We start from the raw sequence: 21,029 nt of genomic DNA on the forward strand, positions 1-21,029 counted from the left end.
GAACTTCGATATGGGAATTGGGGGACCTCGATGCTGAATCGTCTGACCGTATCCGCGCTGCTCCAGGCAGTGATCGCGATCACGTCGGTCTGCGTGGTCGTTGTGCTTTCGCTCACGGCCTATGCATCCTGGGACCGGCTGAAGACCGCCAACCGCATCTCGCAGATCGCCGACGCATCCGCCGACCTGTTCAAGGCGATGCACAATCTGCGGACCGACCGTTCGACCACCAACCGGCTCCTCAACGCAACCGAGCCGATGGATGCCGAGATCGAGAAATATCTGCGCGCGATCCGGGACGCCGAGATGCCGGCAATGGCGCATGCGCTGGAGCTGCTGCCGACGATGGAGTTTCCGCAGTCCGGCACGCTGGTGCCGGAGCTCGCGCGCCTCTACAAATCGGCGAGCGAGCAGCAGAAGCAGTTCTGGGAGGAGGTCGTCAAGCCCAAGGACCAGCGTCGCGCCGGCCTGCCGAAGGAATACATGGAGACGACGCAGGGCCTGCTCGACACGCTCGACAAGCTCTCGAACGCCTTGGCCGCGACCATCAATCACCAGGACGCGGCGATCGACCAGCTGCTGTCGATCAAGCAGAATGCCTGGCTGCTCCGCAACACGGCAGGTGAGGCGTCGCTGATCATCTCCCTCGGACTCAACAGCGGCCGCATCGCGCCGGAGGCGCGCCTCGCCTACACCCAATTCGTCGGCGGAACGGCCGCGATATGGAAGGCGCTGGAATTGTCGGCCTCGGGCATGGAGCTGCCGCCGGCACTGTCGTCGGCCATGGCCGCGGCCAAGACTGCCTATTTCGATCCGCAATATCTGGCCCTTCGTGATCGCCTGGCCAACACGCTCGCCAATGGCGAAAAGGCCGAAATGACCGCGAACCAGTGGACGCCCGTCACGGTGGGCCGCCTGTCCAGCGCGGTTGCCGTCGCCGAGACCGCGCTCGACGCCGCCAAGAGCCATACGCTGGAACAGCGCGGTGCTGCGCTGCGCGCGCTGATCGTGCAGCTCGTGCTGCTCGCGCTCGCCGTCGCCCTTGCCGTCGGCGCGATCATGCTGGTCAGCCGCCGCGTCATCCGTCCGCTCAACACCATTCGCGATGCCATGCTCAAGGTCGCCGGGGGCGACCTTTCGGTCGACAGCGGCTATCTCGATCGCAAGGACGAGATCGGCGCGCTCGCCGGCGCGCTGGAAGCCTTCAAGCAGCAGGCCACCGACAAGCTCAAGATCGAGGCGCAGGAGCGCGAGCGCAATGCCGGTGCTTCCGCGCGCCAGCGCGCGATCGAGGTCTATGTCGGCGAGTTCGAGGGCGTGGTCCGCAAGACGCTCGGCGAATTGAGCGAAGCCTCCGGCGAGATGCGCAAGACCTCGGGCGATCTGTCCGCCGTGTCGCGCCAGACCAATGACCGCGTCCAGGTCGCCGGCAAGGCCTCCAACGACGCCTCGATGAGCGTCCCATGCCGCCGGCATCGCCGGCCGCGCCGTGACCCAGGCCAGCGAGACCGACGGCACCGTGCAGGGCCTGGCAAAATCCGCCGGGCGTATCGGCGAGGTCGTCGGCCTCATCAACACCATCGCAGCGCAGACCAATCTGCTGGCGCTCAACGCCACGATCGAGGCGGCGCGCGCCGGCGACGCCGGCCGCGGATTTGCCGTGGTCGCCTCCGAAGTGAAGTCGCTGGCGAGCCAGACCGCGAAGGCGACGGAAGAAATCTCCGAGCAGATCGCCGATATCCAGAAGGTCGCCGGAGACGCCATCAACGCGATCCAGACCATCGGCGGCATCATCGGCGAGGTGAACGAGGTTGCGACCGCGATTGCAGCGGCCGTGCAGGAGCAGGGCGCGGCGACGCAGGAGATCACCCGCAGCACGCAATACGCGGCGCAGGGCACCAAGAACGTCTCGGACAACATCACCGGCGTCAAGGCCGACGCGGATGCCGCCGCCGCGGCCGCGGACAATGTGAAGCACGCCTCCGAGATGCTGGAGAGCCAGAGCCGCCAGCTCGGCCACGAGGTCAGCGACTTCCTCGGCAAGATCCGCGCGGCTTAGGGCACGGTGGCGCCACACTTCCCGGTGTCGTCCCGGCGAAGGCCGGGACCCATACCGCGTGATCCATCGATTTGAGACGGCAGAAGTACCAACAACGAGCCTTCGCCAAACCGCTCCCTGTGGTTATGGGTCCCGGCCTTCGCCCATGGGCGCTAAAATAGGATTTGCGCATTGGATTGGCTTGTGATTCCAAATTGGGATGGCACACGAATCGCTTGTGAACGAGGACTGGGCGCGTGTTGTCGCCCGGCTTGGCGGCGCCGAAGCGCTCAACGTTAGCGCGCGCGAGACGAAGGCGTTTGTCCGCCCGCGGGAAATCAGCAATGCGGTGGATTTGCTGCGCTTGATCCTGGCGTATTGCCTTGGCGAGCGAGGTCTGCGGTTGACGGCGGCATGGGCCACGTCGGTGGGCCTTGTCGATATCTCCAACGTGGCTCTGTTGTATCGGTTGCGTCAGTGCGGAGATTGGCTGGCGAAGTTGATAGGCCAAGCACTGGCGAGCGGTGCGCCGAAGGCGAGCCACGGCCGCCTGATCCGCATTGTTGACGCCACGACGGTCCCGAAGGCTGGGACGAGCGGCAGGAACAAGAACGCGGTGTGGCGCATACACAGCGCGTTCGATCTTCCGCAGGAGCGCTTTGGTCACTTCGAGCTGACCGATCAGCGAGCGGGCGAGACGCTGGACCGGATACCGGTGATTGCCGGCGAAATCCGTCTTGGCGACCGCGCTTATCTGCAACCGGAGCGCATGGCACGTCTCGTCGATGCCGGCGCGGACTTCGTGATCCGGTCCGGCTGGAAGAGCGCGCGTTGGGTTGATGCCAAAGGTGGTCTGGTCGATCTGACGGCCGAACTGCGCAAGGCTTCGGCATGTGGCCTGATCGATCGACCGATCTGGATAAAACGCAAGTCTGGCGCACCGCTGCTCGCTCTGCGTCTGGTTGCCGTCAAGAAGCCGGCGCAAGCGGCCGCGGTCGCACGACGCAAGGCGCGCCGAACGGCCCAAAAGGGAGGCCACCAGCTCTCCAGGCAAACACTTGACGCTGCAGATTGGGTGATCCTGGTGACCTCGCTCGCACCGGAGGACTTCTCAACGAGCGATGTCCTTGCCCTCTATCGGCTGCGATGGCGCATTGAACTCGGCTTCAAGCGGCTCAAGAGTTTGATTGGCCTGAAGGGCCCTCCCGGAACTGACGAGCGGTCCGCCAGGCCCCACATCCTCGCTCATCTGCTGATCATTCTCCTGCTCGAGCCACTCGTCGACGAACTCGAGGACTCTCCCCGCTTGGCCGAGGCCGCCTGACCCGTCCAGGGACCTGGCGTCTGCTCCGCCAACTCGTCGCCTCCCTCCGACAAGCAATCATGCCCCAACCCGCGATTGCTTGCCTGCGCAGACTTCGCTCCACGCTCGGACGGCATCTACACGAACCACCAAGACGAAAACGTCGCTATCAAGCAATGCAACTATTTTAGCGCCCATGGGCCTTCGCCGGGACGACGACGGAGATTGATCGCCCCGCTCCCAGCGCCGGCCCGTAATTTTACGGCAAAGGCACTGTCTAAGTTTTTACCCTTTTCGGGCCAAATGCGCTTCAAGCGCCTGCTGCGAGGCCGGCGCATGTGTCACGTGCAACCCTTTGGTCTTTCGAAGTTCGTTGGGGGGCTGCCGTTCGGGGCCATGAACTTCGAAATGCGTACCGGGGTGTCCGATGCTCAACCGCCTGACCGTATCCACGCTGCTGAAAGCGGTGATCCTCTCGACCGCGCTCGTCGTGGTCATCGGCTTCTCGATCAGCGCATGGAGCTCATGGACCCGGCTTCAGCAGGCGAACCGGATCGTTGCGGTTTCAGGCGCCTCGGCCGAAGTGTTCAAGGCGATGGCGAACATCCGGGCCGACCGCTCGACCAGCAGCCGCCAGCTCACCTCCGATGTCCAGGTGGACCAGGACATTGAAAAATACATCCGCGGAATCCGCGACATCCTGATGCCCGCGCTGGCGCGCGCCATCGAGATTCTTCCCTCGATCGACTTGCCGCAGGGCGAGACGATGGTGTCCGATCTCGGTCGGCTGAACAAGATGCTGCTTGAGAAGCAGGCAGAATTCTGGACCGAGGTCGCCAAGCCCAAGGCTTCGCGGCGCGCAGCCCTCGCCAAGGAATATACCGACACCGAGGATGGATTGATGGCGATCCTCGAAAAGCTGGCGCCGATGCTCGGCGCGAGCGTCAATCATCAGGACGCGGTCATCGACCAGCTCCTGATGATCAAGCAGATGGCCTGGCTCCTGCGCCTCAGCGCGGGCGAGTCCTCGCTGATCGTCGGCAATGCGCTCGGCACCGGCAAGATCACGCCCGAGCTTCAGCTCGCCTATACGAAGTTCGTTGGCGGCACCGATACGGCCTGGAATGCGATCGAGCTCGCCACGGTCGGCATGCAACTGCCGCCGGCGCTCGCCGCGGCCATGGCTAACGCCAAGGCGGTTTATTTCGACCCGCAATACGCCGCCACGCGCGACGGCATCATTGCCGCGGTCGCCAAGGGCGAAAAACCGTCGATGACCGCCAACCAGTGGAGCCCCTACTCGGTTGGCCGCATGGCGAGCGCGATCAAGCTCGCCGACGCCGCGCTCGAGGCGGCCAAGGACCATTCCGCGGCCCAGCGCGCGGCCGCGGTGCAATGGCTGATCGTCAATACTGCCCTGCTCGTCGCCGCGATCCTCCTGACGGGTGCTACCATGCTGGCGGTCAGCCGCCGCGTGATCACGCCGCTGCACCGGATCCGCGATGCCATGCTCAAGGTCGCCGGCGGCGACCTCACCGTCGACAGCGGCTATCTGGACCGTCACGACGAGATCGGCTCGCTTGCGGGCGCGCTGGAGACGTTCAAGCAGCAGGCGATCGACAAGCTCAAGATCGAGGAGCAGGAGCGCGAACGCAACGCCGGCGCCGCCGCGCGCCAGCGCGCGATGGAGGCCCATGTCGGCGAGTTCGAGGGTGTGGTGCGCAAGTCGCTGGGCGAATTGAGCGAGGCCTCCGGCGAAATGCGCAAGACCTCGGGCGACCTCTCCGCGGTCTCGCGCCAGACCAACGAGCGCGTCGAGATCGCCGGCAAGGCGTCCAACGACGCCTCCATGAGCGTCGACAGCGTGGCCGCGGCGGCCGAGGAACTGTCGGCCTCGATCAACGACATCAGCCAGCAGGCGGCGCATGCCGCCGGCATCGCCAGCCGGGCCGTCAACCAGGCCCGCGAGACCGACAGCACCGTCCAGGGGCTGGCGCAATCCGCCGGGCGGATCGGCGAGGTCGTCGGATTGATCAACACGATTGCGGCACAGACCAACCTGCTGGCGCTCAACGCCACGATCGAGGCCGCGCGCGCCGGCGAGGCCGGCCGCGGCTTCGCCGTGGTCGCGTCGGAGGTGAAGTCGCTGGCGAGCCAGACCGCGAAGGCGACCGAGGACATCTCCGAGCAGATCGCCGACATCCAGAAGGTCGCGGGCGATGCCATCAACGCGATCCAGGCGATCGGCGGTATCATCGGCGAGGTCAACGAGGTCGCCACCGCGATCGCCGCCGCCGTACAGGAACAGGGCGCGGCGACGCAGGAGATCACCCGCAGCACGCAATATGCAGCGCAGGGCACCAAGAACGTCTCGGACAACATCACCGGCGTGAAGGCCGACGCCGACACCGCGGCCGGCGCCGCGGAGAACGTCAAGCAGGCCTCCGAAACGCTGGAAACGCAGAGCCGTCAGCTCGGCCAGCAGGTCAGCGACTTCCTCGGCAAGATCCGCGCGGCGTAGGGTACGGGTTCGAGAGGAAGCTGTAGCCACACCTTCAGTGTCGTCCCGGCGCAGGCCCATGGGCGCTAAAATAGTTGCATAGCTTGATAGCGACGTTTTCGTCTTGGTGGTTCGTGTAGGTGCCGTCCGAGCGTGGAGCGAAGTCTGCGCAGGCAAGCAATCGCGGGTTGGGGCATGATTGCTTGTCGGAGCGAGGCGACGAGTTGGCGGAGCAGACGCCAGGTCCCTGGACGGGTCAGGCGGCCTCGGCCAAGCGGGGAGAGTCCTCGAGTTCGTCGACGAGTGGCTCGAGCAGGAGAATGATCAGCAGATGAGCGAGGATGTGGGGCCTGGCGGACCGCTCGTCAGTTCCGGGAGGGCCCTTCAGGCCAATCAAACTCTTGAGCCGCTTGAAGCCGAGTTCAATGCGCCATCGCAGCCGATAGAGGGCAAGGACATCGCTCGTTGAGAAGTCCTCCGGTGCGAGCGAGGTCACCAGGATCACCCAATCTGCAGCGTCAAGTGTTTGCCTGGAGAGCTGGTGGCCTCCCTTTTGGGCCGTTCGGCGCGCCTTGCGTCGTGCGACCGCGGCCGCTTGCGCCGGCTTCTTGACGGCAACCAGACGCAGAGCGAGCAGCGGTGCGCCAGACTTGCGTTTTATCCAGATCGGTCGATCGATCAGGCCACATGCCGAAGCCTTGCGCAGTTCGGCCGTCAGATCGACCAGACCACCTTTGGCATCAACCCAACGCGCGCTCTTCCAGCCGGACCGGATCACGAAGTCCGCGCCGGCATCGACGAGACGTGCCATGCGCTCCGGTTGCAGATAAGCGCGGTCGCCAAGACGGATTTCGCCGGCAATCACCGGTATCCGGTCCAGCGTCTCGCCCGCTCGCTGATCGGTCAGCTCGAAGTGACCAAAGCGCTCCTGCGGAAGATCGAACGCGCTGTGTATGCGCCACACCGCGTTCTTGTTCCTGCCGCTCGTCCCAGCCTTCGGGACCGTCGTGGCGTCAACAATGCGGATCAGGCGGCCGTGGCTCGCCTTCGGCGCACCGCTCGCCAGTGCTTGGCCTATCAACTTCGCCAGCCAATCTCCGCACTGACGCAACCGATACAACAGAGCCACGTTGGAGATATCGACAAGGCCCACCGACGTGGCCCATGCCGCCGTCAACCGCAGACCTCGCTCGCCAAGGCAATACGCCAGGATCAAGCGCAGCAAATCCACCGCATTGCTGATTTCCCGCGGGCGGACAAACGCCTTCGTCTCGCGCGCGCTAACGTTGAGCGCTTCGGCGCCGCCAAGCCGGGCGACTACGCGCGCCCAGTCCTCGTTCACAAGCGATTCGTGTGCCATCCCAATTTGGAATCACAAGCGAATCCAACGCGCAAATCCTATTTTAGCGCCCATGGGCGCAGGCCGGGACCCATACTCCCAGGCAGAAGTTGCGGCGCAAGCCGGCAACTACGAATCATCGCCAAACCACTTCCTGTGGTTATGAGTCCCGGCCTTCGCCGGGACGACGACGATGATTGTGGTACCCGCATCGCTCACACGCGATACCGGCCTACTCCTTCGCTACCACCGGCACCTGACGGAACCTCGCCCGCACCGAATCCGGCAGCGGTGAAAAATTCATCGCGACGCCGCGGCGGTCGTTGGCGTTGCGGCTCGCAACCACCAGGCCATCGCGGCCGGCGACGATGTCGCCCTTGCGCAAGGTAGGATCGTCCTCGACCTTGACCTGGGCGAGCCCGACCGGATCCTTGCCGTTGCAGCTGCAGCCCGCGACGATCTCGTTGCGGTAGCGGAACGCGTTCGGCAGGTCGGAGTAGGATTTCCCGCTCTCGGTCGTTGCGTCGTCGATATTGCTGCCATAGACCAGCGAGGTCTCCGACGTCGGACAGAAGCTCTTGCAGGATTGCGCCTTGCTTTCGGCATCATTCCCTTGCGCCGGAAAATACCGGCCATCGCAGCCGCGCACGCAATAGGCGGAGCCGCCGCCATAGGCGGCCCGCTGCCGCGGCGCGTCGTAGCGCGGCATGTCGTCATTCGGGAACGGAGTGCGGATCTGTGGAGGCCGCGCTCCGAACGCGCCGAACAGCGCCGAGAAGAAATCCTGCGCATGCGCCGACGGCGCCAATCCTAGACCGGCGGAGACGGCGACCAGAACTGCCGCAGCGCCAGCCAGTTTGCCAATCAGGCGTCTCTTCATATCACCTCACTCAAACTCTTCAGTTCACGGCCGACGGCGAGATGTTCAGGGCCTGCCGGCCCGACAGCAGCGTCGTCGCCGCGGGGCGCTTGCGCCAGGAATCACCCCCCTTGTCGCCGCCTTTCGCCATCAGCGGGGCGTTCTTCGGCAGCACGACGACCTTGGCGCCGATATTGACGCGGCTGAACAGGTCGGTGACGTCCTCGTTGGTCATGCGGATGCAGCCGGAGGAGACGAACTTGCCGATGGTGGTGGGATCGTTGGTGCCGTGGATGCGATACTCACTCGACCCCAGATACATCGCGCGCGCGCCGAGCGGATTGCCGGGGCCGCCGGCGACAAAGCGCGGCAGGTAGGGCTGGCGCGCGATCATCTCGACGGGCGGGTGCCAGTCCGGCCATTCCGCCTTGCGGCTGATGTTCTGGACGCCCGACCAGGTAAAGCCCTCGCGGCCGACGCCGACGCCGTAGCGGATCGCCCGGCCATTGCCGAGCACGTAATAGAGGTATGTATTGCCGGTATCGATCACGATCGTGCCGGCCGACTCGCTGCGGTCGAATGCGACGATCTGCTTGCGCAGCCGGTCGGGCAGCTGGGCGTCCTCGTCGGCCGCCTGAGGCTCATCGTTGACATAACCTTGGTTTGCGTACCCCTGCGAATAGCCCGGGTCTGGTCGATACACCTGCGGCTGCAGCGGCATGTAACCCAGCGTCTGCGCATGTGCGCCGCCGAAGGGCACGGCGAGCAGGGTGGTCGCGAAGGCAAAAGCGGTGACGGCGCGCGGCGAGAAGCGGCGGCGGGCTGGAGAGACCATTGTCATGTGCTGCCCCGTTGGATGTGTGCATCAGGGTGATGCGGCTTGCCAACAAACGCAGCCGGAGCGACTCAAGTTCCGCGTCTGATTGCTGTGGCGACGTCACAGTCAAGCGAGCGCAACTTCACGAAGCCGCGATGGAACCTCGGCGCCGCCTCGGACGTTGTGACGTCATCAGTGGGCGCGCGGAAGCTTTCCGTGCGGGAGAGGTATTGTGCGCGTCCTTCCCAGTGAACGTCTGGTTCCCGGCAGCGGCGAAGGTGAGCCGCTCCCCGGCAGCCATGCTGAACTGCCCCCGGTCATCCGCCGCACCGAGTTCGTCGCCTTCGCGCTCGCCGGCCTGCTGCTGATCGCAGTGGTCGCGGTGCTCTACGTCGCCAAGGCGTTCTTCCTCCCGGTGGTCATGGCCTTTGTCACCGGCACCATGCTGTCGCCGGCGGCAACTTTCCTGGAAAACTGCAAGGTGCCGCGCGCCCTCGGCGCCGTCCTGATCGTGATTGCCGTGACCGCCGTGGTGACCTTCATCGTCGCCCTGATCGCCTCGCCCGTGATGGAGTGGAGCTCGCACCTGCCGGAGCTCGGCGCACAGCTGAAGGACAAGCTGCACGTGTTCGACCGGCCGCTGGCGCTGTGGCGCGAGCTGCAAGCCATGCTCGGCGGCTCGGAGGGGCTGCCGAGCTTCCAGCTGCCGAAATTCGAATGGGTGCAGCCGACGCTTGAATTCCTCTCGCCCACCTTCACCGAATTCCTGCTGTTCTTCGTCACGCTGATCCTGTTCATCGCGAGCTGGCGCGATCTGCGGCGGGCCTTGATCATGACGTTCAGCGACCGCGATGCGCGGCTGCGCACGCTGCGCATCCTCAACGAGATCGAGGTCCATCTCGGCAATTACCTGCTGACGGTGACCGTCATAAATATCGGCGTCGGCATTGCCACCGGCCTCGTCTGCGCCGTGACCGGCATGCCCAACCCGGCCGGCCTGGGCGCACTTGCGGCAACCCTCAACTTCATCCCGATCATCGGGCCGATCGCGATGTTCGCCGTATTGGTCGTGGTGGGGCTCGTCGCCTTCCCAACCATCGGCGGCGGCCTGGCTGCCGCCATCGCCTTCGGCGGCATCACGTTCCTGGAGGGACATTTCGTCACGCCGACCATCATCGGCCGCCGCCTAGCGCTGAATGCTCTGGCGGTGCTGCTGGCGCTGGCGTTCTGGACCTGGCTGTGGGGGCCGATGGGTGCCTTCCTGTCGTCGCCGCTGCTCATCGTCGGGCTGATCCTGAAGGAACATCTGTTGCCGGTGGATACGCCGCAGCTGCCGCAGGATTGAGGCGGTTTCCGCAATCGGAACTTACCCGCGGACGAAACGTTTTCCGGCTATCTCAGCCGCAAACAGTTCGGAGCCCCAGATGTCAACGAGCGATGCCGAAGCCGGGATGAGAGACTGGACCGACAAAGCCACCAGGGAACGCCTCGAGAAGGATGTAGCAGCCGTGAAAAGCGATATCGCCGCCCTCACCGATCAGATCACCGACGCGCTCAACACCTTTGCCAATTCCACCAGCAAGCAGGCCAGGCGCGGTTATCGCCAGGCGCGCGAGAACATGGATTCCGCGATCGACGACATGTCGGAGCGCGGCAGCGCCATGATGGACGCGGCGCAGGATGCCTATGGATCGATCGAGGAGACGCTGGAAGACGCGATCACGCAGCGGCCGCTGGCGACCGTCGGGCTCGCGCTCGGCATCGGCTTCCTGATCGGACTAGCCTGGCGCCGGTAAGGATGCCCGGCGAAGGTTGAGGCGCCGCCGACGTCGGCGTGTGACGACCAGGCTTGTTGGGGATCCGAGGAGCAAGGCCATGTTTCAGCGCATCATCGACGGCATCAGTGCATCGACCGGCACGACGGTCCGGCTGACGTCGCTTGCCGCGGGTGCTGCATTCGCGCTTTTCATCACGACATGCTTCCTCTGCGCCGCAGCCTTCATCGCAGTCCTCGATAAATATGGCCCGGTGCAGGCCTGCCTCGCGGGTGCCGGCGTATTCTTTCTGCTGACCTTGACCGCAGCGGTGAGCTACTGGGCGTACAAACGGCAACTGCGCAAGGAGGCCCGCATCGCCGCCGAGCGCGCCGCAAAGTCCGCAGCTCACAACCTACTCGCCGACCCCATGCTGCTTGCCACCGGACTGCAGATCGTCCGTGCCATCGGGGTCAAGCGGCTGCTGCCGATTCTGGCCATCGGCGGCGTCGCGCTCGGAATTTTGGCGAGCCGAGCGAGCATCCCCGACGAGGCATCGGCAGAGCCCGCCGAGTAGAGGGGAGCATCTCAGCCCAGCGACTGCGACCGATGGCGCAACGCGGTCATGTGGGATACCAAACCGCGAATCTCCGTCCCGAGGTCGCTGACCGCGGAGACGCCGGCGGCGAGCGCAAGACGGAGCGTCTGCCTTTGCAGAAGTTGCGTCCCGGGCGGGTTAAGCGCGGACAAACAAATGCAGCGGGCGCGCCCTGCGCAATTTTACGCCAATCGGGACAAACCGGTCTTGCTCACGCAAACGCTACTCGGATAGGCAGGCGGTTGCCGGTAAAAGCATCATCCTGATTCCCAAAGCTATTTTACTCAATGAAACCGTCCGTCAAGGCGAACCTCGCCGCCTTTCAGCACGACGCCAGACTCTATCTGACGCTCGGCATCGCCAACTGGTCCGTATTCGTCGACCATATTCCGAACAACGTCGTCAACCTGCTGACGCTGCGGAATTTCGGCTTCAGCGGCGCGGCGGACCTGTTCGTGTTCGTGGTGGGCTACGGCGTCGCCATCATCCACGGCAGGATGGCGCTGGAGCGCGGCTACGTGGTCGCCGCGACGCGAATCTTTCGCCGCGTCTGGCGGCTCTATGCCGCCTATGTCGTGCTGTTCGTGATCTATATCGACGCCATCGCCTATGTCGCCTCGCAATCGATGGCGCCGGAGATCATCCACGAATACAACATCTCCGGGATTCTCGAGCACCCGCTGCGTATCCTGGTCCGTGGCCTCATGCTCCTGGAAGAGCCGCTGAACCTCGATCTGCTGCAACTGATGATTCCGCTGATGGCGTTCTTTCCGTTCGTGCTGTGGGGCCTGCTGCGACGGCCGAACGTGACGCTCGCCGCATCGGTCGCGCTGTACGTCGCCGCGCGCTGGTTCGACTGGAATTTCCGGGTCTACCCGGACCAGGAATGGACCTTCAATCCGCTGTGCTGGCAGATGCTGATGGTGCTGGGCGGCTGGTTCGCCGTGACAGGTGCGCCGGGGCGTGCGCTACGCGGCATGCCCTGGCTGCGGATCCTCGCAGGCGCCTACCTGGTCTTCGCGATGGCCGTCACCCTGATGCGCCATTCGCCGGCGCTGTCCGCCTACCTGCCCGATCTGCTCCTCAACAGCATCGCGCCGACCGACAAGGAAAACCTCGCGCCCTATCGCGTGCTCCATTTCCTCGCCCTCGCGTTCATTGCGACCCATCTCATTCCGGCCGATCATCCCGGCCTGAAATGGAGACCGCTGCAGGCGGTGATCGCATGCGGCGAGGAATGGCTCGCGGTATTCTGCGTCGCCGTGTTCCTGTCCTTCGCCGGCCACCTCATCCTGATCACCGGGCCGAACCTGGTGCTGATGCAGATCGCGGTGAGCATCGCCGGCTTCGCCGCGATGACCGGGCTCGCCTACTACATCGCCTGGTCGAAACGGCAGGATCTGCCGGCAGCCCTGCGGCAGCAGGCCCAGAGCTAAGTCGCTCTGGCAACAAATTCGTGCGATTCTGCTAGGCCGAAAGCGGCCGCTGCGCTATGCCGGGACTCTGCGCGAGGAGACCGGGCGTGGCGATGGCGAAAGACGGGGGTGAAGAGGCGGAGAGCGCGCCCCGGCGCGGCCGGCCAAGATCGATCGAGACCACCAACGCCATCCTCCAAAGCGCCTATTCGCTGATGGCGGCCACGGGCCTTGCCGCCACCACCATCGATGCGATCGCACGCCACTCCAGCGTGTCCAAGATGACGATCTACAAATGGTGGCCGTCGCGGGAAGCGCTGCTGATCGACGCCTTCCTCCACCATGCCGCACAGATGCTGCCGCTGCCGCCCGCGAGCGCCGGCACGCCCGCGGCGCGTGCGCGGCGCCATGCCACCGCCTATGCCGAGGCGCTCCAGGGCGAGTTCGGCAAGGTCCAGCTCGCCGTCATCTCCGAATGCATCTCCAAGACCGGCTCGGCGGAGCTGTTCTACGCCCGGTACTTACAATTCCGCCGCGACGCGCTGGTGGACATGATCGCCGCGGGCCAGAAGGACGGCAGCATTCTGGCCGAGGGGCGCCCTGAGGATCTCTACGACGCGATCTATGGCAGCCTGTTCTACCGCTACATCTTCGGCATCGCGCCGATCACGCCCGCTTACGCGCGCAATCTGGTCGATCTGGTGTTGCGGCCGAAGAGCTAGAGCATGATCCGGACAAGAGTGAAGCGATTTTCCGAAAAGATCATGCTCAAGAAAACAAGTGCCTATCGCACCGGCCTGACCGGCGCCGAGAGCTTGTCCGTGCGGTCGCGCTCGGTCATGTCGACCACCGTCTCCATCGGCGCGATCAGTTCATAGACGTAGGAGACGTCGGTGAAGAAGCGCTTGGCGGTGCCTCCCAGCGCCTCGGGCGCGACGCGGTCGAGCAGGATCAGGCCGAAATCGGAATCGGGCCGACGCGTCGCCTCGCTGGTGTTGAACTCCTCCCAGCGAAAATGAAAGACCTCCTCGGGCGCTTCGCCGGTCACCGTCCAGTTGGCGGTGATGTGCGGATGCTTGCCGACCAGCGACAGGCCCTCGTCGGAATGCGAGGCGAGCTCGAAGAACAGCAGCGACAGGCTCTGCGCGGCGCGCGCGCTGACCGCGATGTCGGGGCCGGTGACGGCAATGCGATCGGCATGCGGGATCGCGCGCGCCTCGAACAGGCCCTTCAGCTTGACGCCCTGCCACTGGCTCTCGCTGAGCAGCGAGACCACGTTGGACATGGCGTGGATGCGGCCGATCAGGAGTTCGCGCGCGACGTCGATGTCCGAGCCGTGGCGCAACGTTCGCGTCACGATCGACTGGATCACGGCCAGGATGTTCTTGACCCGGTGATTGAGCTCGTCGATGACCGCGGTCAGGCGGCGCTCGAAGCCGATCCGCACCTGGATCTCCCGGCTGAGCCGCAGATTGTTGTAGGCGACATAGCCGAACAGACCGCACACCATCGCGGTGATGGCAAAACCGATCGCCGCCACGATGATCGCGGTCTGCTCGGCGCGGCGCGCCGAATTGGTCTTGGCGTAATAGCTGAGCTGCCAGTCGCGGCCGCCGAAGCTCACCGTGCGTGTCGCCGATGGCGGCGGGCCGTCCGCGCCCATGCGCGTGGAGACAATGCCCTGGTCGTTGGCGACGAGCTCGCCGCCTTCCTTGCGCGGATCCCTGAGCGCGACCGAGAACAACGACATGTCGTCATTGGTCAGCATCAGCGTGGCAAGCTCGTAGGAGAACGTGACGAAACCGGCCGGCTCCGTTGCCCCCTCGGGAATGACGGGAGCAGCCACGATGATGCCGATCGGGCCGTTCCCGCGCAGCAGCGGCACCGGGTCGGAAGCAACCGACCGCTTCTCGATCCTGGCCCGGGCGAGCATCGCGCTGCGCACCGGATCCTGGTCATAGCTGCGGCCGGGCAGTGCCTTGGTCTCGTCGCTGCGCGGCTCGAGGTCCATCAGCACGTCGATCGGGTGGGTGAGGCCTGCGGGGGCGATGGGCTTGTCACTGTAGTCACGGATCTGCGGCTTCGGGAAGCCGGCCGCAGCGATCGCCGCTTGCGCCGCGGCGAGCTCGTTCGGCTGCAGCCGGGCAACCCAGCCGGCCACCACGAAATCGGTCTTGAACGCGTAGATCGCCGAGCGCAGCGGCTCCAGCATGTTGGGCTTGAGCACCGAGGGCGCACGGAACAGGCCTGAGGCGACACGCGCGAGCAGCTCGCGCTCGGTGAGCCGGTCCTGAACCAGGCTTGCATGGACGTCGATCGCACGCGCCAGCGCGATCCGGTCCAGTGCCAGCTCCTGGTCGTGGACGCGATAGGCCGCAAGCCCGGAAAGCAAGGCTCCGAGCAGAGCGATGAAGCCGATGATGAAACCCAGCCGGACCACGCGACTACTCAGACGGAAGCGGGAGGTCGGCAATAAACACGGAGCATATGAACGCCGCTCGAACGGCCATGTGCCGAAACAGGGTGAACCCCAATGGCGGTGATAATGGAGGAGGAGGCATCAGTACGCAACTTGGGTCGCCTGGAAAGCTTAATCCGCCCGGCCGAGGGGTCCGGCCGGGATGGAGTTGCCCCGGGCACCGGAGGTATTCAATCGCCGTGTCCGAAATTTGTTCCGCAAGGCGCGGCCCTGCCCCAGGCGTTAACGATGAAAAACGCCTGCGCCAAGTCGTCGCGTCGGTCAGCCCGCCCGTTTCAGCCCACCTTTGGCCTCGATGAAGCCGACGATGCGGTCGAGCCCCTCGCTCTTCTTCAGATTGGTCATGACGAAGGGACGCTCCCCGCGCATGCGCCTCGCGTCCGTCTCCATCTTCTCCAGGGAGGCGCCGACATGGGGCGCAAGATCGATCTTGTTGATCACCAGAAGGTCGGACCGGGTGATGCCGGGGCCGCCCTTGGACGGGATCTTGTCGCCGGCGGCGACGTCGATGACGTAGATGGTGAGGTCGGCAAGCTCAGGGGAAAAAGTGGCAGCGAGATTGTCGCCGCCGGACTCGATCAGCACGAGGTCGAGGCCCGGGAATTTCGCGCGCATGTCCGCGACCGCTGCGAGGTTCATCGAGGCGTCCTCGCGGATCGCCGTATGCGGGCAGCCGCCGGTCTCGACGCCGGCGATGCGATCCGGCGTCAGCGAGCCCGACCGCACCAGGAATTCCGCATCCCATTTGGTGTAGATGTCGTTGGTGATCGCGGCGATGTCGTAGTGCTCGCGCATGGTCTTGCAGAGCAGATCCATCAGCGCGGTCTTGCCCGACCCGACCGGGCCGCCAACGCCGACACGCAAGGGGCCGTGAGAAGTCGCCATTGATTCTTTCCTATCGTCGTCCTGGCGAAAGCCAGGACCCATTACCACCGATGCTCGTTGCTGCGGCAAACTGAAGCCACACCTCCACATCACCACAGGCATTCGTGGTAATGGGTCCTGGCTTTCGCCAGGACGACGGCGGAGTATGACACGGCACACTCACGACCGGAACAGCCGCGTATACTGCGTCTCGTGCCGCAGGCTGGCGAGATCGGCGCGGAACGTGGCGCTGCCGAGATCGTCCAATGTCGCGTTCAGCGCACGATTGGCGGTGGCGGCCACCGCCGCTTCCAGCCGCACCAGCACGCGCTGGCTGTCGGTCTGGCCGAGCGGAATGAGTCGGCTGGCCGCCGAGATCCAGTTCGAGACCAGCGCATGGAGGAAGGCGTGCAGCGTCGGCGCCAGCGGCACGCCGTGCTGAGCTGCAACCACACCGACGGCGACGGGATAGACCAGTGGCGTGCTGCATGCCGCGACCATGGCATCCAGACCTTCCGCATCCCATGCGGCGCGGGAGATCTCGATGAAGGCGCGGCCCTGCGAGGCCGTCTCCAGCTGACGCTCGCGCGACGGCACGAAGGCGCTCGCGAGTTCCGCGATGTCGCGCAAGGAGGTCTCCTCGCCAGCTTCCGTGGCGCGATAGGCATGGACCAGGAAGATCGCATCGCAGAAGCCCGAGCCGTCGCCGAGCATTGCATCGAGCCAGTCGGCCAGCGTGGCGGTGTCCCCGATGTCGCCCGCCTCGACCGCCCATTCGATGCCGCTGGAATAGGAGAAGCCGCCGACGGGAAACGCCGGCGACAGCCAGGTCATCAGCCGGTACAGCGCCGCCGCCTCGCGCCCGGCGAGGTCATCGGCATTGACCGGCTCATTTGTGGTCATGAGCATGCTTGTGGCCGTGGTGGTGGTCGGGATGGTCGCAATGCTCGTCGTGGTGATGGTGGTGCTCGTGACTATGGTCATGCGCGGCATGATCATGATGATGGTGATCATGACCGTGGTGGTCATTGTGATCATGACCATGATCGTGATGATGATGACCGTGATCGTGATGCGCATGATCGTCGTGGCCATGCGCGTGACCGGCGTCCGCATAGGCGCCGCCTTCGGGATCGAACGGCGCCTCGATCTCGATCACGCGCGCGCCGAGGCCTTTCACCATGGCCTCGATGACATGGTCGCGGCGAATGCGCAGGCTCTTGGCCATGATCTGCGTCGGCAGGTGGCGGTTGCCGAGATGCCAGCCGACGCGGATGAGGTGATGCGGATCGCGGCCGCGAATCTCGAGCAGCGGCTCGGGCGCCGCGACCACCTCGACCAGCCTTCCGTCCTCCAGCACCAGCGCGTCGCCGCCGCGGAGCGCGACGGCATTCTCCAGGTCGAGCAGGAATTCGAGGCCGCGCGTCCCCGTCATCGCCATGCGGCGGCGGTGCCGATCGTCGAAATCGAGCACGACCGTGTCCGCCGGCGCTTCCGTGAAGCGGTGTTGTCCCCTGACCTGCGTCGCCCGGATCATGCGTCTTACCTCTTTACCGTGTCTCGACCTTCGCGGGCGTGATGTATTCGATCTTCGGCGGCGCCGTGAAGCATTTGACGGCGACCCGGCCGAACGTCTTCATGTGCTCGGCGGCGCGATGCGGTCCCAGCGCCTCCATGTTCTCCCACTGCTCGACGAACACCATCTTGCTGGGATCAGTGACGCTTTCGTGCAAATCATAGGCGATGTTGCCGGGCTCTTTCCGCGTTTCCTTGATGCAGGCGGTGGCGGCTGCAATGAATTCGGCGCGCGTCTCGGGCTTGATGGTCAGGGTTGCAACGACGTAGATCACGAGAAATCCTCCCGGCTTTTCTTCTCAAGGTTAGATACCGGGCGGGACATTAGACCAGGCGGGACCGAACGCAAAACCGGAAAAAGCCGTCCCCGGACGCTCGCCGGGGACATGCGTTGAGGCGCTATTTCAGTACATGAAATATCGCTGCGCCATCGGCAGCACCACCGCCGGCGCGCAGGTCAACAGTTCGCCATCGGCGCGAACCTCATAGGTCTCCGGATCGACCTCGATGTTGGGCGTGGCGTCGTTGTGGATCATGCTCTTCTTGGAGATCTTGCCGCGGGTGTTCTGGACCGCATAGAGCTTCTTCTCGATGCCGAGCTTTCGCGCGAGACCCCCGGTCACCGCGGCCTTCGACGTGAAGACGACGGAGGACGCGGTGCGCGCCCTGCCGAAGGCGCCGAACATCGGCTGGTAGTGCACCGGCTGCGGCGTCGGGATCGAGGCGTTGGGATCGCCCATGGGCGCCGCGACGATGGTGCCGCCCTTGACGATGCAATCCGGCTTGACGCCGAAGAAGGCCGGCGACCACAGCACGAGATCGGCGAGCTTGCCCTTCTCGACCGAGCCGATCAGCTTCGACACGCCATGCGCGATCGAGGGGTTGATCGTGTACTTGGCGATGTAGCGCTTGACGCGAAAATTGTCGTTGTCCTTGCCCTTATCCTGCGGCAGCGACCCGCGCTGCTTCTTCATCTTGTCGGCGGTCTGCCAGGTCCGGATGATGACCTCGCCGAGACGGCCCATGGCCTGCGAGTCCGAGGACATCATCGAGAGCGCGCCGAGATCGTGCAGGATGTCTTCGGCCGCGATCGTCTCCTTGCGGATGCGGCTTTCGGCGAATGCCAGGTCTTCCGCGATCGAGGGATCGAGGTGGTGGCACACCATCAGCATGTCGAGATGCTCGTCGATGGTGTTGCGCGTGAAGGGCCGCGTCGGATTGGTCGAGGACGGCAGCACGTTCTTCAGGCCGGCGACCTTGATGATATCAGGGGCGTGGCCGCCGCCGGCGCCTTCGGTGTGGAAGGCATGAATGGTGCGGCCCTTGAACGCCTTGATGGTGTCCTCGACGAAGCCGGATTCGTTCAACGTGTCGGAATGCAGCATGACCTGGATGTCGTAGTCATCCGCCACCGACAAGCAGTTGTCGATCGCGGCCGGGGTCGTGCCCCAATCCTCGTGCAGCTTCAGCGCGCAGGCGCCGCCCTTGATCATCTCGACCAGCGCGGCGGGCCGCGAGGCATTGCCCTTGCCGGAAATGCCGAGATTGACCGGGAAGGCATCGAATGACTGGATCATCCGCCCCATGTGCCACGGCCCCGGCGTGCAGGTGGTGGCGAAGGTGCCATGCGACGGCCCCGTGCCGCCACCCAGCATCGAGGTGACGCCTGACATCAGCGCGTGCTCGATCTGCTGCGGGCAGATGAAATGGATGTGGCTGTCGAAGCCACCGGCCGTCAGGATCTTGCCCTCGCCCGCAATGACGTCGGTGCCGGGACCGATGATGATGGTGACGCCGGGCTGGATGTCGGGATTGCCGGCCTTGCCGATCGCCGAAATCATGCCGTCCTTGATGGCGACGTCGGCCTTCACGATGCCCCAGTGATCGACGATCAGCGCATTGGTGATGACGGTGTCGGCCGCGCCCTGCTTGTTGGTGACCTGCGACTGCCCCATGCCGTCGCGGATGACCTTGCCGCCACCGAACTTCACCTCCTCGCCGTAGACGGTGAAATCCTTCTCGACCTCGATAATGAGGTCGGTGTCGGCCAGCCGCACCTTGTCGCCGGTGGTCGGGCCGAACATGTCGGCATAGACGGAACGCTTTATTTTGACGGACATCACAAGCCCCGTTTGCGATTGATTACTTTGGTGGTGTTCCTAGCGAGGCTCTCGCTCGTTCCACCACGTCGTCGAACGTTTCATCGAGGTAGGCATTGCCGCCGCGGCAGCCCGCAACGACCTGCACCGCCCAATCGGTGTACTCGATCAGGTCGGCACGCTGCTCAGCGGTCGGGTTGGAACGAATACGAGCCCCGATATTGCTGATCTTGTCGGCAATTTTGATTAGCTTGGCGTCAGCCGACTTCTTCAGCACATCGACAATCTGTCGCCTCCTCCGCTCGGTCTTTGGCAAGCTCATGTCATCTGTGCATTCGATGACGAGGGACGCCACACGATCAGAGAATCTTGCTGAGAGCTCTTCGATAGTCGTCTCTGTGTCCTCAAGCGTATCGTGCAGCCAGCCGGCTGCAACGAGCTCGGCATCCGCGCCGTTCGTTGCAATAGCAAGGAAGTTCGCGACTTCGGCGAGATGATTTGCATAGGGCTCGTTGTCCCGGCCCTTACGCATCATGCTTTTGTGCCGGCGAGCGGCCACTTCGGCAGCTTCGGAGACGAGGCGGATTGGCGAGAGCATGGGAAATACCTCCGTTTCCGCCTCAACCGCGCCGCGCCGCGCTCGTTCCTGTGGAGCTCACAGCTTCCCCATGACATCGCCGCGGAAGCCGTAGATCGTCTTCTTGCCGGCGAGCGCGACGAGCTGGATGTCGCGGGTCTGGCCGGGCTCGAAGCGGACGGCGGTGCCGGCGGCGATGTCGAGGCGCATGCCGCGGGACTTCTTGCGATCGAACTTCAGAGCCGGGTTGGTCTCGAAGAAATGGTAGTGCGAGCCGACCTGGATCGGGCGGTCGCCGGTGTTGGCGACCGTCAGCGTCACGGTCTTGCGGCCGGCATTGAGCTCGATCTCGCCGTCCTGGATGAAGAGTTCGCCGGGGATCATGTTTGCCTTCCTCTGTCATTCCGGGGCTCGCGGAGCGAGAACCCGGAATCTCGGTCAACCACCTCTGGATTCCGGGTTCGCCCTTCGGGCGCCCCGGAATGACGCATTAACAGCTACCTGATCGGGTCGTGCACGGTGACGAGCTTGGTGCCGTCCGGAAAGGTCGCCTCGACCTGGATGTCATGGATCATCTCAGGGATGCCCGGCATCACCTGATCGCGGGTGAGGACCTGCGCGCCCGACTGCATCAGCTCGGCGACGGTGCGGCCGTCGCGCGCGCCCTCGAGGATGAAATCGGAGATGATCGCAATCGCCTCGGGATGGTTGAGCTTGACGCCGCGGTCCAGCCTGCGGCGCGCCACGATCGCCGCCATCGAGATCAGAAGCTTGTCCTTTTCGCGGGGAGACAGGTTCATGCGAAATCTCTT

At 64.6% G+C, this 21,029-nt stretch carries 19 protein-coding genes and 1 pseudogene; 8 read left to right on the forward strand and 12 right to left on the reverse strand.

What is annotated here, in order from left to right; translation table 11 throughout:
* Positions 1–30 precede the first annotated feature (30 nt).
* From ACVJ19_RS02610 to ACVJ19_RS02620, 3 genes and pseudogenes are all read left to right on the forward strand, one after another.
* Positions 31–2,059: pseudogene (locus ACVJ19_RS02610) on the forward strand (methyl-accepting chemotaxis protein).
* 199 nt (positions 2,060–2,258) lie between these two features.
* Positions 2,259–3,362: an IS4 family transposase gene (locus ACVJ19_RS02615; protein ID WP_453947895.1), complete on the forward strand. Its 1,104-nt coding sequence runs from the start codon at positions 2,259–2,261 to the stop codon at positions 3,360–3,362.
* 406 nt (positions 3,363–3,768) lie between these two features.
* Positions 3,769–5,862: a methyl-accepting chemotaxis protein gene (locus tag ACVJ19_RS02620; RefSeq protein WP_453947896.1), complete on the forward strand. Its 2,094-nt coding sequence runs from the start codon at positions 3,769–3,771 to the stop codon at positions 5,860–5,862.
* Positions 5,863–6,097: 235 nt separating this feature from the next.
* On the opposite strand, the gene ACVJ19_RS02625 is transcribed toward ACVJ19_RS02620, so the two are convergent.
* The 3 genes from ACVJ19_RS02625 to ACVJ19_RS02635 all read right to left on the reverse strand — a co-directional run bounded on the left by ACVJ19_RS02625 (position 6,098) and on the right by ACVJ19_RS02635 (position 8,880).
* Positions 6,098–7,201, reverse strand: a complete 1,104-nt coding sequence (locus ACVJ19_RS02625) for an IS4 family transposase (RefSeq protein WP_453947895.1) — start codon at positions 7,199–7,201, stop codon at positions 6,098–6,100.
* 211 nt (positions 7,202–7,412) lie between these two features.
* On the reverse strand, positions 7,413–8,060 hold the full coding sequence (locus tag ACVJ19_RS02630) for a DUF2865 domain-containing protein (RefSeq protein WP_453947897.1): 648 nt from the start codon (positions 8,058–8,060) through the stop codon (positions 7,413–7,415).
* Positions 8,061–8,079: 19 nt separating this feature from the next.
* On the reverse strand, positions 8,080–8,880 hold the full coding sequence (locus tag ACVJ19_RS02635; protein ID WP_453947898.1) for a L,D-transpeptidase: 801 nt from the start codon (positions 8,878–8,880) through the stop codon (positions 8,080–8,082).
* 208 nt (positions 8,881–9,088) lie between these two features.
* On the opposite strand from ACVJ19_RS02635, the gene ACVJ19_RS02640 reads away from it, so the two are divergent.
* From ACVJ19_RS02640 to ACVJ19_RS02660, 5 genes are all read left to right on the forward strand, one after another.
* On the forward strand, positions 9,089–10,201 hold the full coding sequence (locus ACVJ19_RS02640; RefSeq protein WP_453947899.1) for an AI-2E family transporter: 1,113 nt from the start codon (positions 9,089–9,091) through the stop codon (positions 10,199–10,201).
* A 79-nt stretch (positions 10,202–10,280) separates the two neighbouring features.
* Positions 10,281–10,652 (forward strand): DUF883 family protein, encoded by a 372-nt coding sequence (locus ACVJ19_RS02645; protein WP_453947901.1) that lies wholly within the window; start codon positions 10,281–10,283, stop codon positions 10,650–10,652.
* 79 nt (positions 10,653–10,731) lie between these two features.
* Positions 10,732–11,187: a hypothetical protein gene (locus tag ACVJ19_RS02650; RefSeq protein ID WP_453947902.1), complete on the forward strand. Its 456-nt coding sequence runs from the start codon at positions 10,732–10,734 to the stop codon at positions 11,185–11,187.
* Between the two features lie 308 nt (positions 11,188–11,495).
* A complete protein-coding gene (locus tag ACVJ19_RS02655) occupies positions 11,496–12,644 on the forward strand; it encodes an OpgC domain-containing protein (RefSeq protein ID WP_453947904.1) in 1,149 nt (382 codons plus the stop codon).
* Between the two features lie 92 nt (positions 12,645–12,736).
* The gene (locus tag ACVJ19_RS02660; RefSeq protein WP_453955058.1) at positions 12,737–13,345 is read left to right on the forward strand and encodes a TetR/AcrR family transcriptional regulator; all 609 of its coding nucleotides are present in this window, start codon (positions 12,737–12,739) and stop codon (positions 13,343–13,345) included.
* Positions 13,346–13,407: 62 nt separating this feature from the next.
* Here ACVJ19_RS02660 and ACVJ19_RS02665 read toward each other — a convergent pair whose 3' ends face one another.
* The 9 genes from ACVJ19_RS02665 to ACVJ19_RS02705 all read right to left on the reverse strand — a co-directional run bounded on the left by ACVJ19_RS02665 (position 13,408) and on the right by ACVJ19_RS02705 (position 21,017).
* A complete protein-coding gene (locus ACVJ19_RS02665) occupies positions 13,408–15,063 on the reverse strand; it encodes a CHASE domain-containing protein (protein ID WP_453947906.1) in 1,656 nt (551 codons plus the stop codon).
* 300 nt (positions 15,064–15,363) lie between these two features.
* The gene (gene ureG / locus ACVJ19_RS02670; protein ID WP_211413678.1) at positions 15,364–15,987 is read right to left on the reverse strand and encodes an urease accessory protein UreG; all 624 of its coding nucleotides are present in this window, start codon (positions 15,985–15,987) and stop codon (positions 15,364–15,366) included.
* A gap of 159 nt (positions 15,988–16,146) precedes the next feature.
* Entirely contained in the window at positions 16,147–16,875 is a 729-nt protein-coding gene (locus ACVJ19_RS02675) for an urease accessory protein UreF (protein WP_453955059.1), read from the reverse strand.
* Complete coding sequence (locus ACVJ19_RS02680) at positions 16,856–17,503, reverse strand: urease accessory protein UreE (RefSeq protein ID WP_453947907.1); 648 nt, start codon at positions 17,501–17,503, stop codon at positions 16,856–16,858. The genes ACVJ19_RS02675 and ACVJ19_RS02680 overlap by 20 nt, the downstream gene beginning before the upstream one ends.
* A 13-nt stretch (positions 17,504–17,516) precedes the next feature.
* On the reverse strand, positions 17,517–17,816 hold the full coding sequence (locus ACVJ19_RS02685; protein WP_453947909.1) for a putative quinol monooxygenase: 300 nt from the start codon (positions 17,814–17,816) through the stop codon (positions 17,517–17,519).
* A gap of 129 nt (positions 17,817–17,945) precedes the next feature.
* The gene (gene ureC / locus ACVJ19_RS02690) at positions 17,946–19,661 is read right to left on the reverse strand and encodes an urease subunit alpha (protein ID WP_453947910.1); all 1,716 of its coding nucleotides are present in this window, start codon (positions 19,659–19,661) and stop codon (positions 17,946–17,948) included.
* Positions 19,662–19,683: 22 nt separating this feature from the next.
* Entirely contained in the window at positions 19,684–20,238 is a 555-nt protein-coding gene (locus ACVJ19_RS02695; RefSeq protein WP_453947912.1) for an HD domain-containing protein, read from the reverse strand.
* 57 nt (positions 20,239–20,295) lie between these two features.
* Positions 20,296–20,601 carry an urease subunit beta gene (locus tag ACVJ19_RS02700; protein ID WP_298881113.1) on the reverse strand — a complete coding sequence of 102 codons (306 nt, stop codon included), beginning with the start codon at positions 20,599–20,601 and terminating at the stop codon, positions 20,296–20,298.
* Between the two features lie 113 nt (positions 20,602–20,714).
* Positions 20,715–21,017, reverse strand: a complete 303-nt coding sequence (locus ACVJ19_RS02705; RefSeq protein WP_018646611.1) for an urease subunit gamma — start codon at positions 21,015–21,017, stop codon at positions 20,715–20,717.
* Positions 21,018–21,029 lie beyond the last annotated feature (12 nt).

The sequence above is a fragment of the Bradyrhizobium sp. USDA 376 genome (assembly GCF_054063675.1).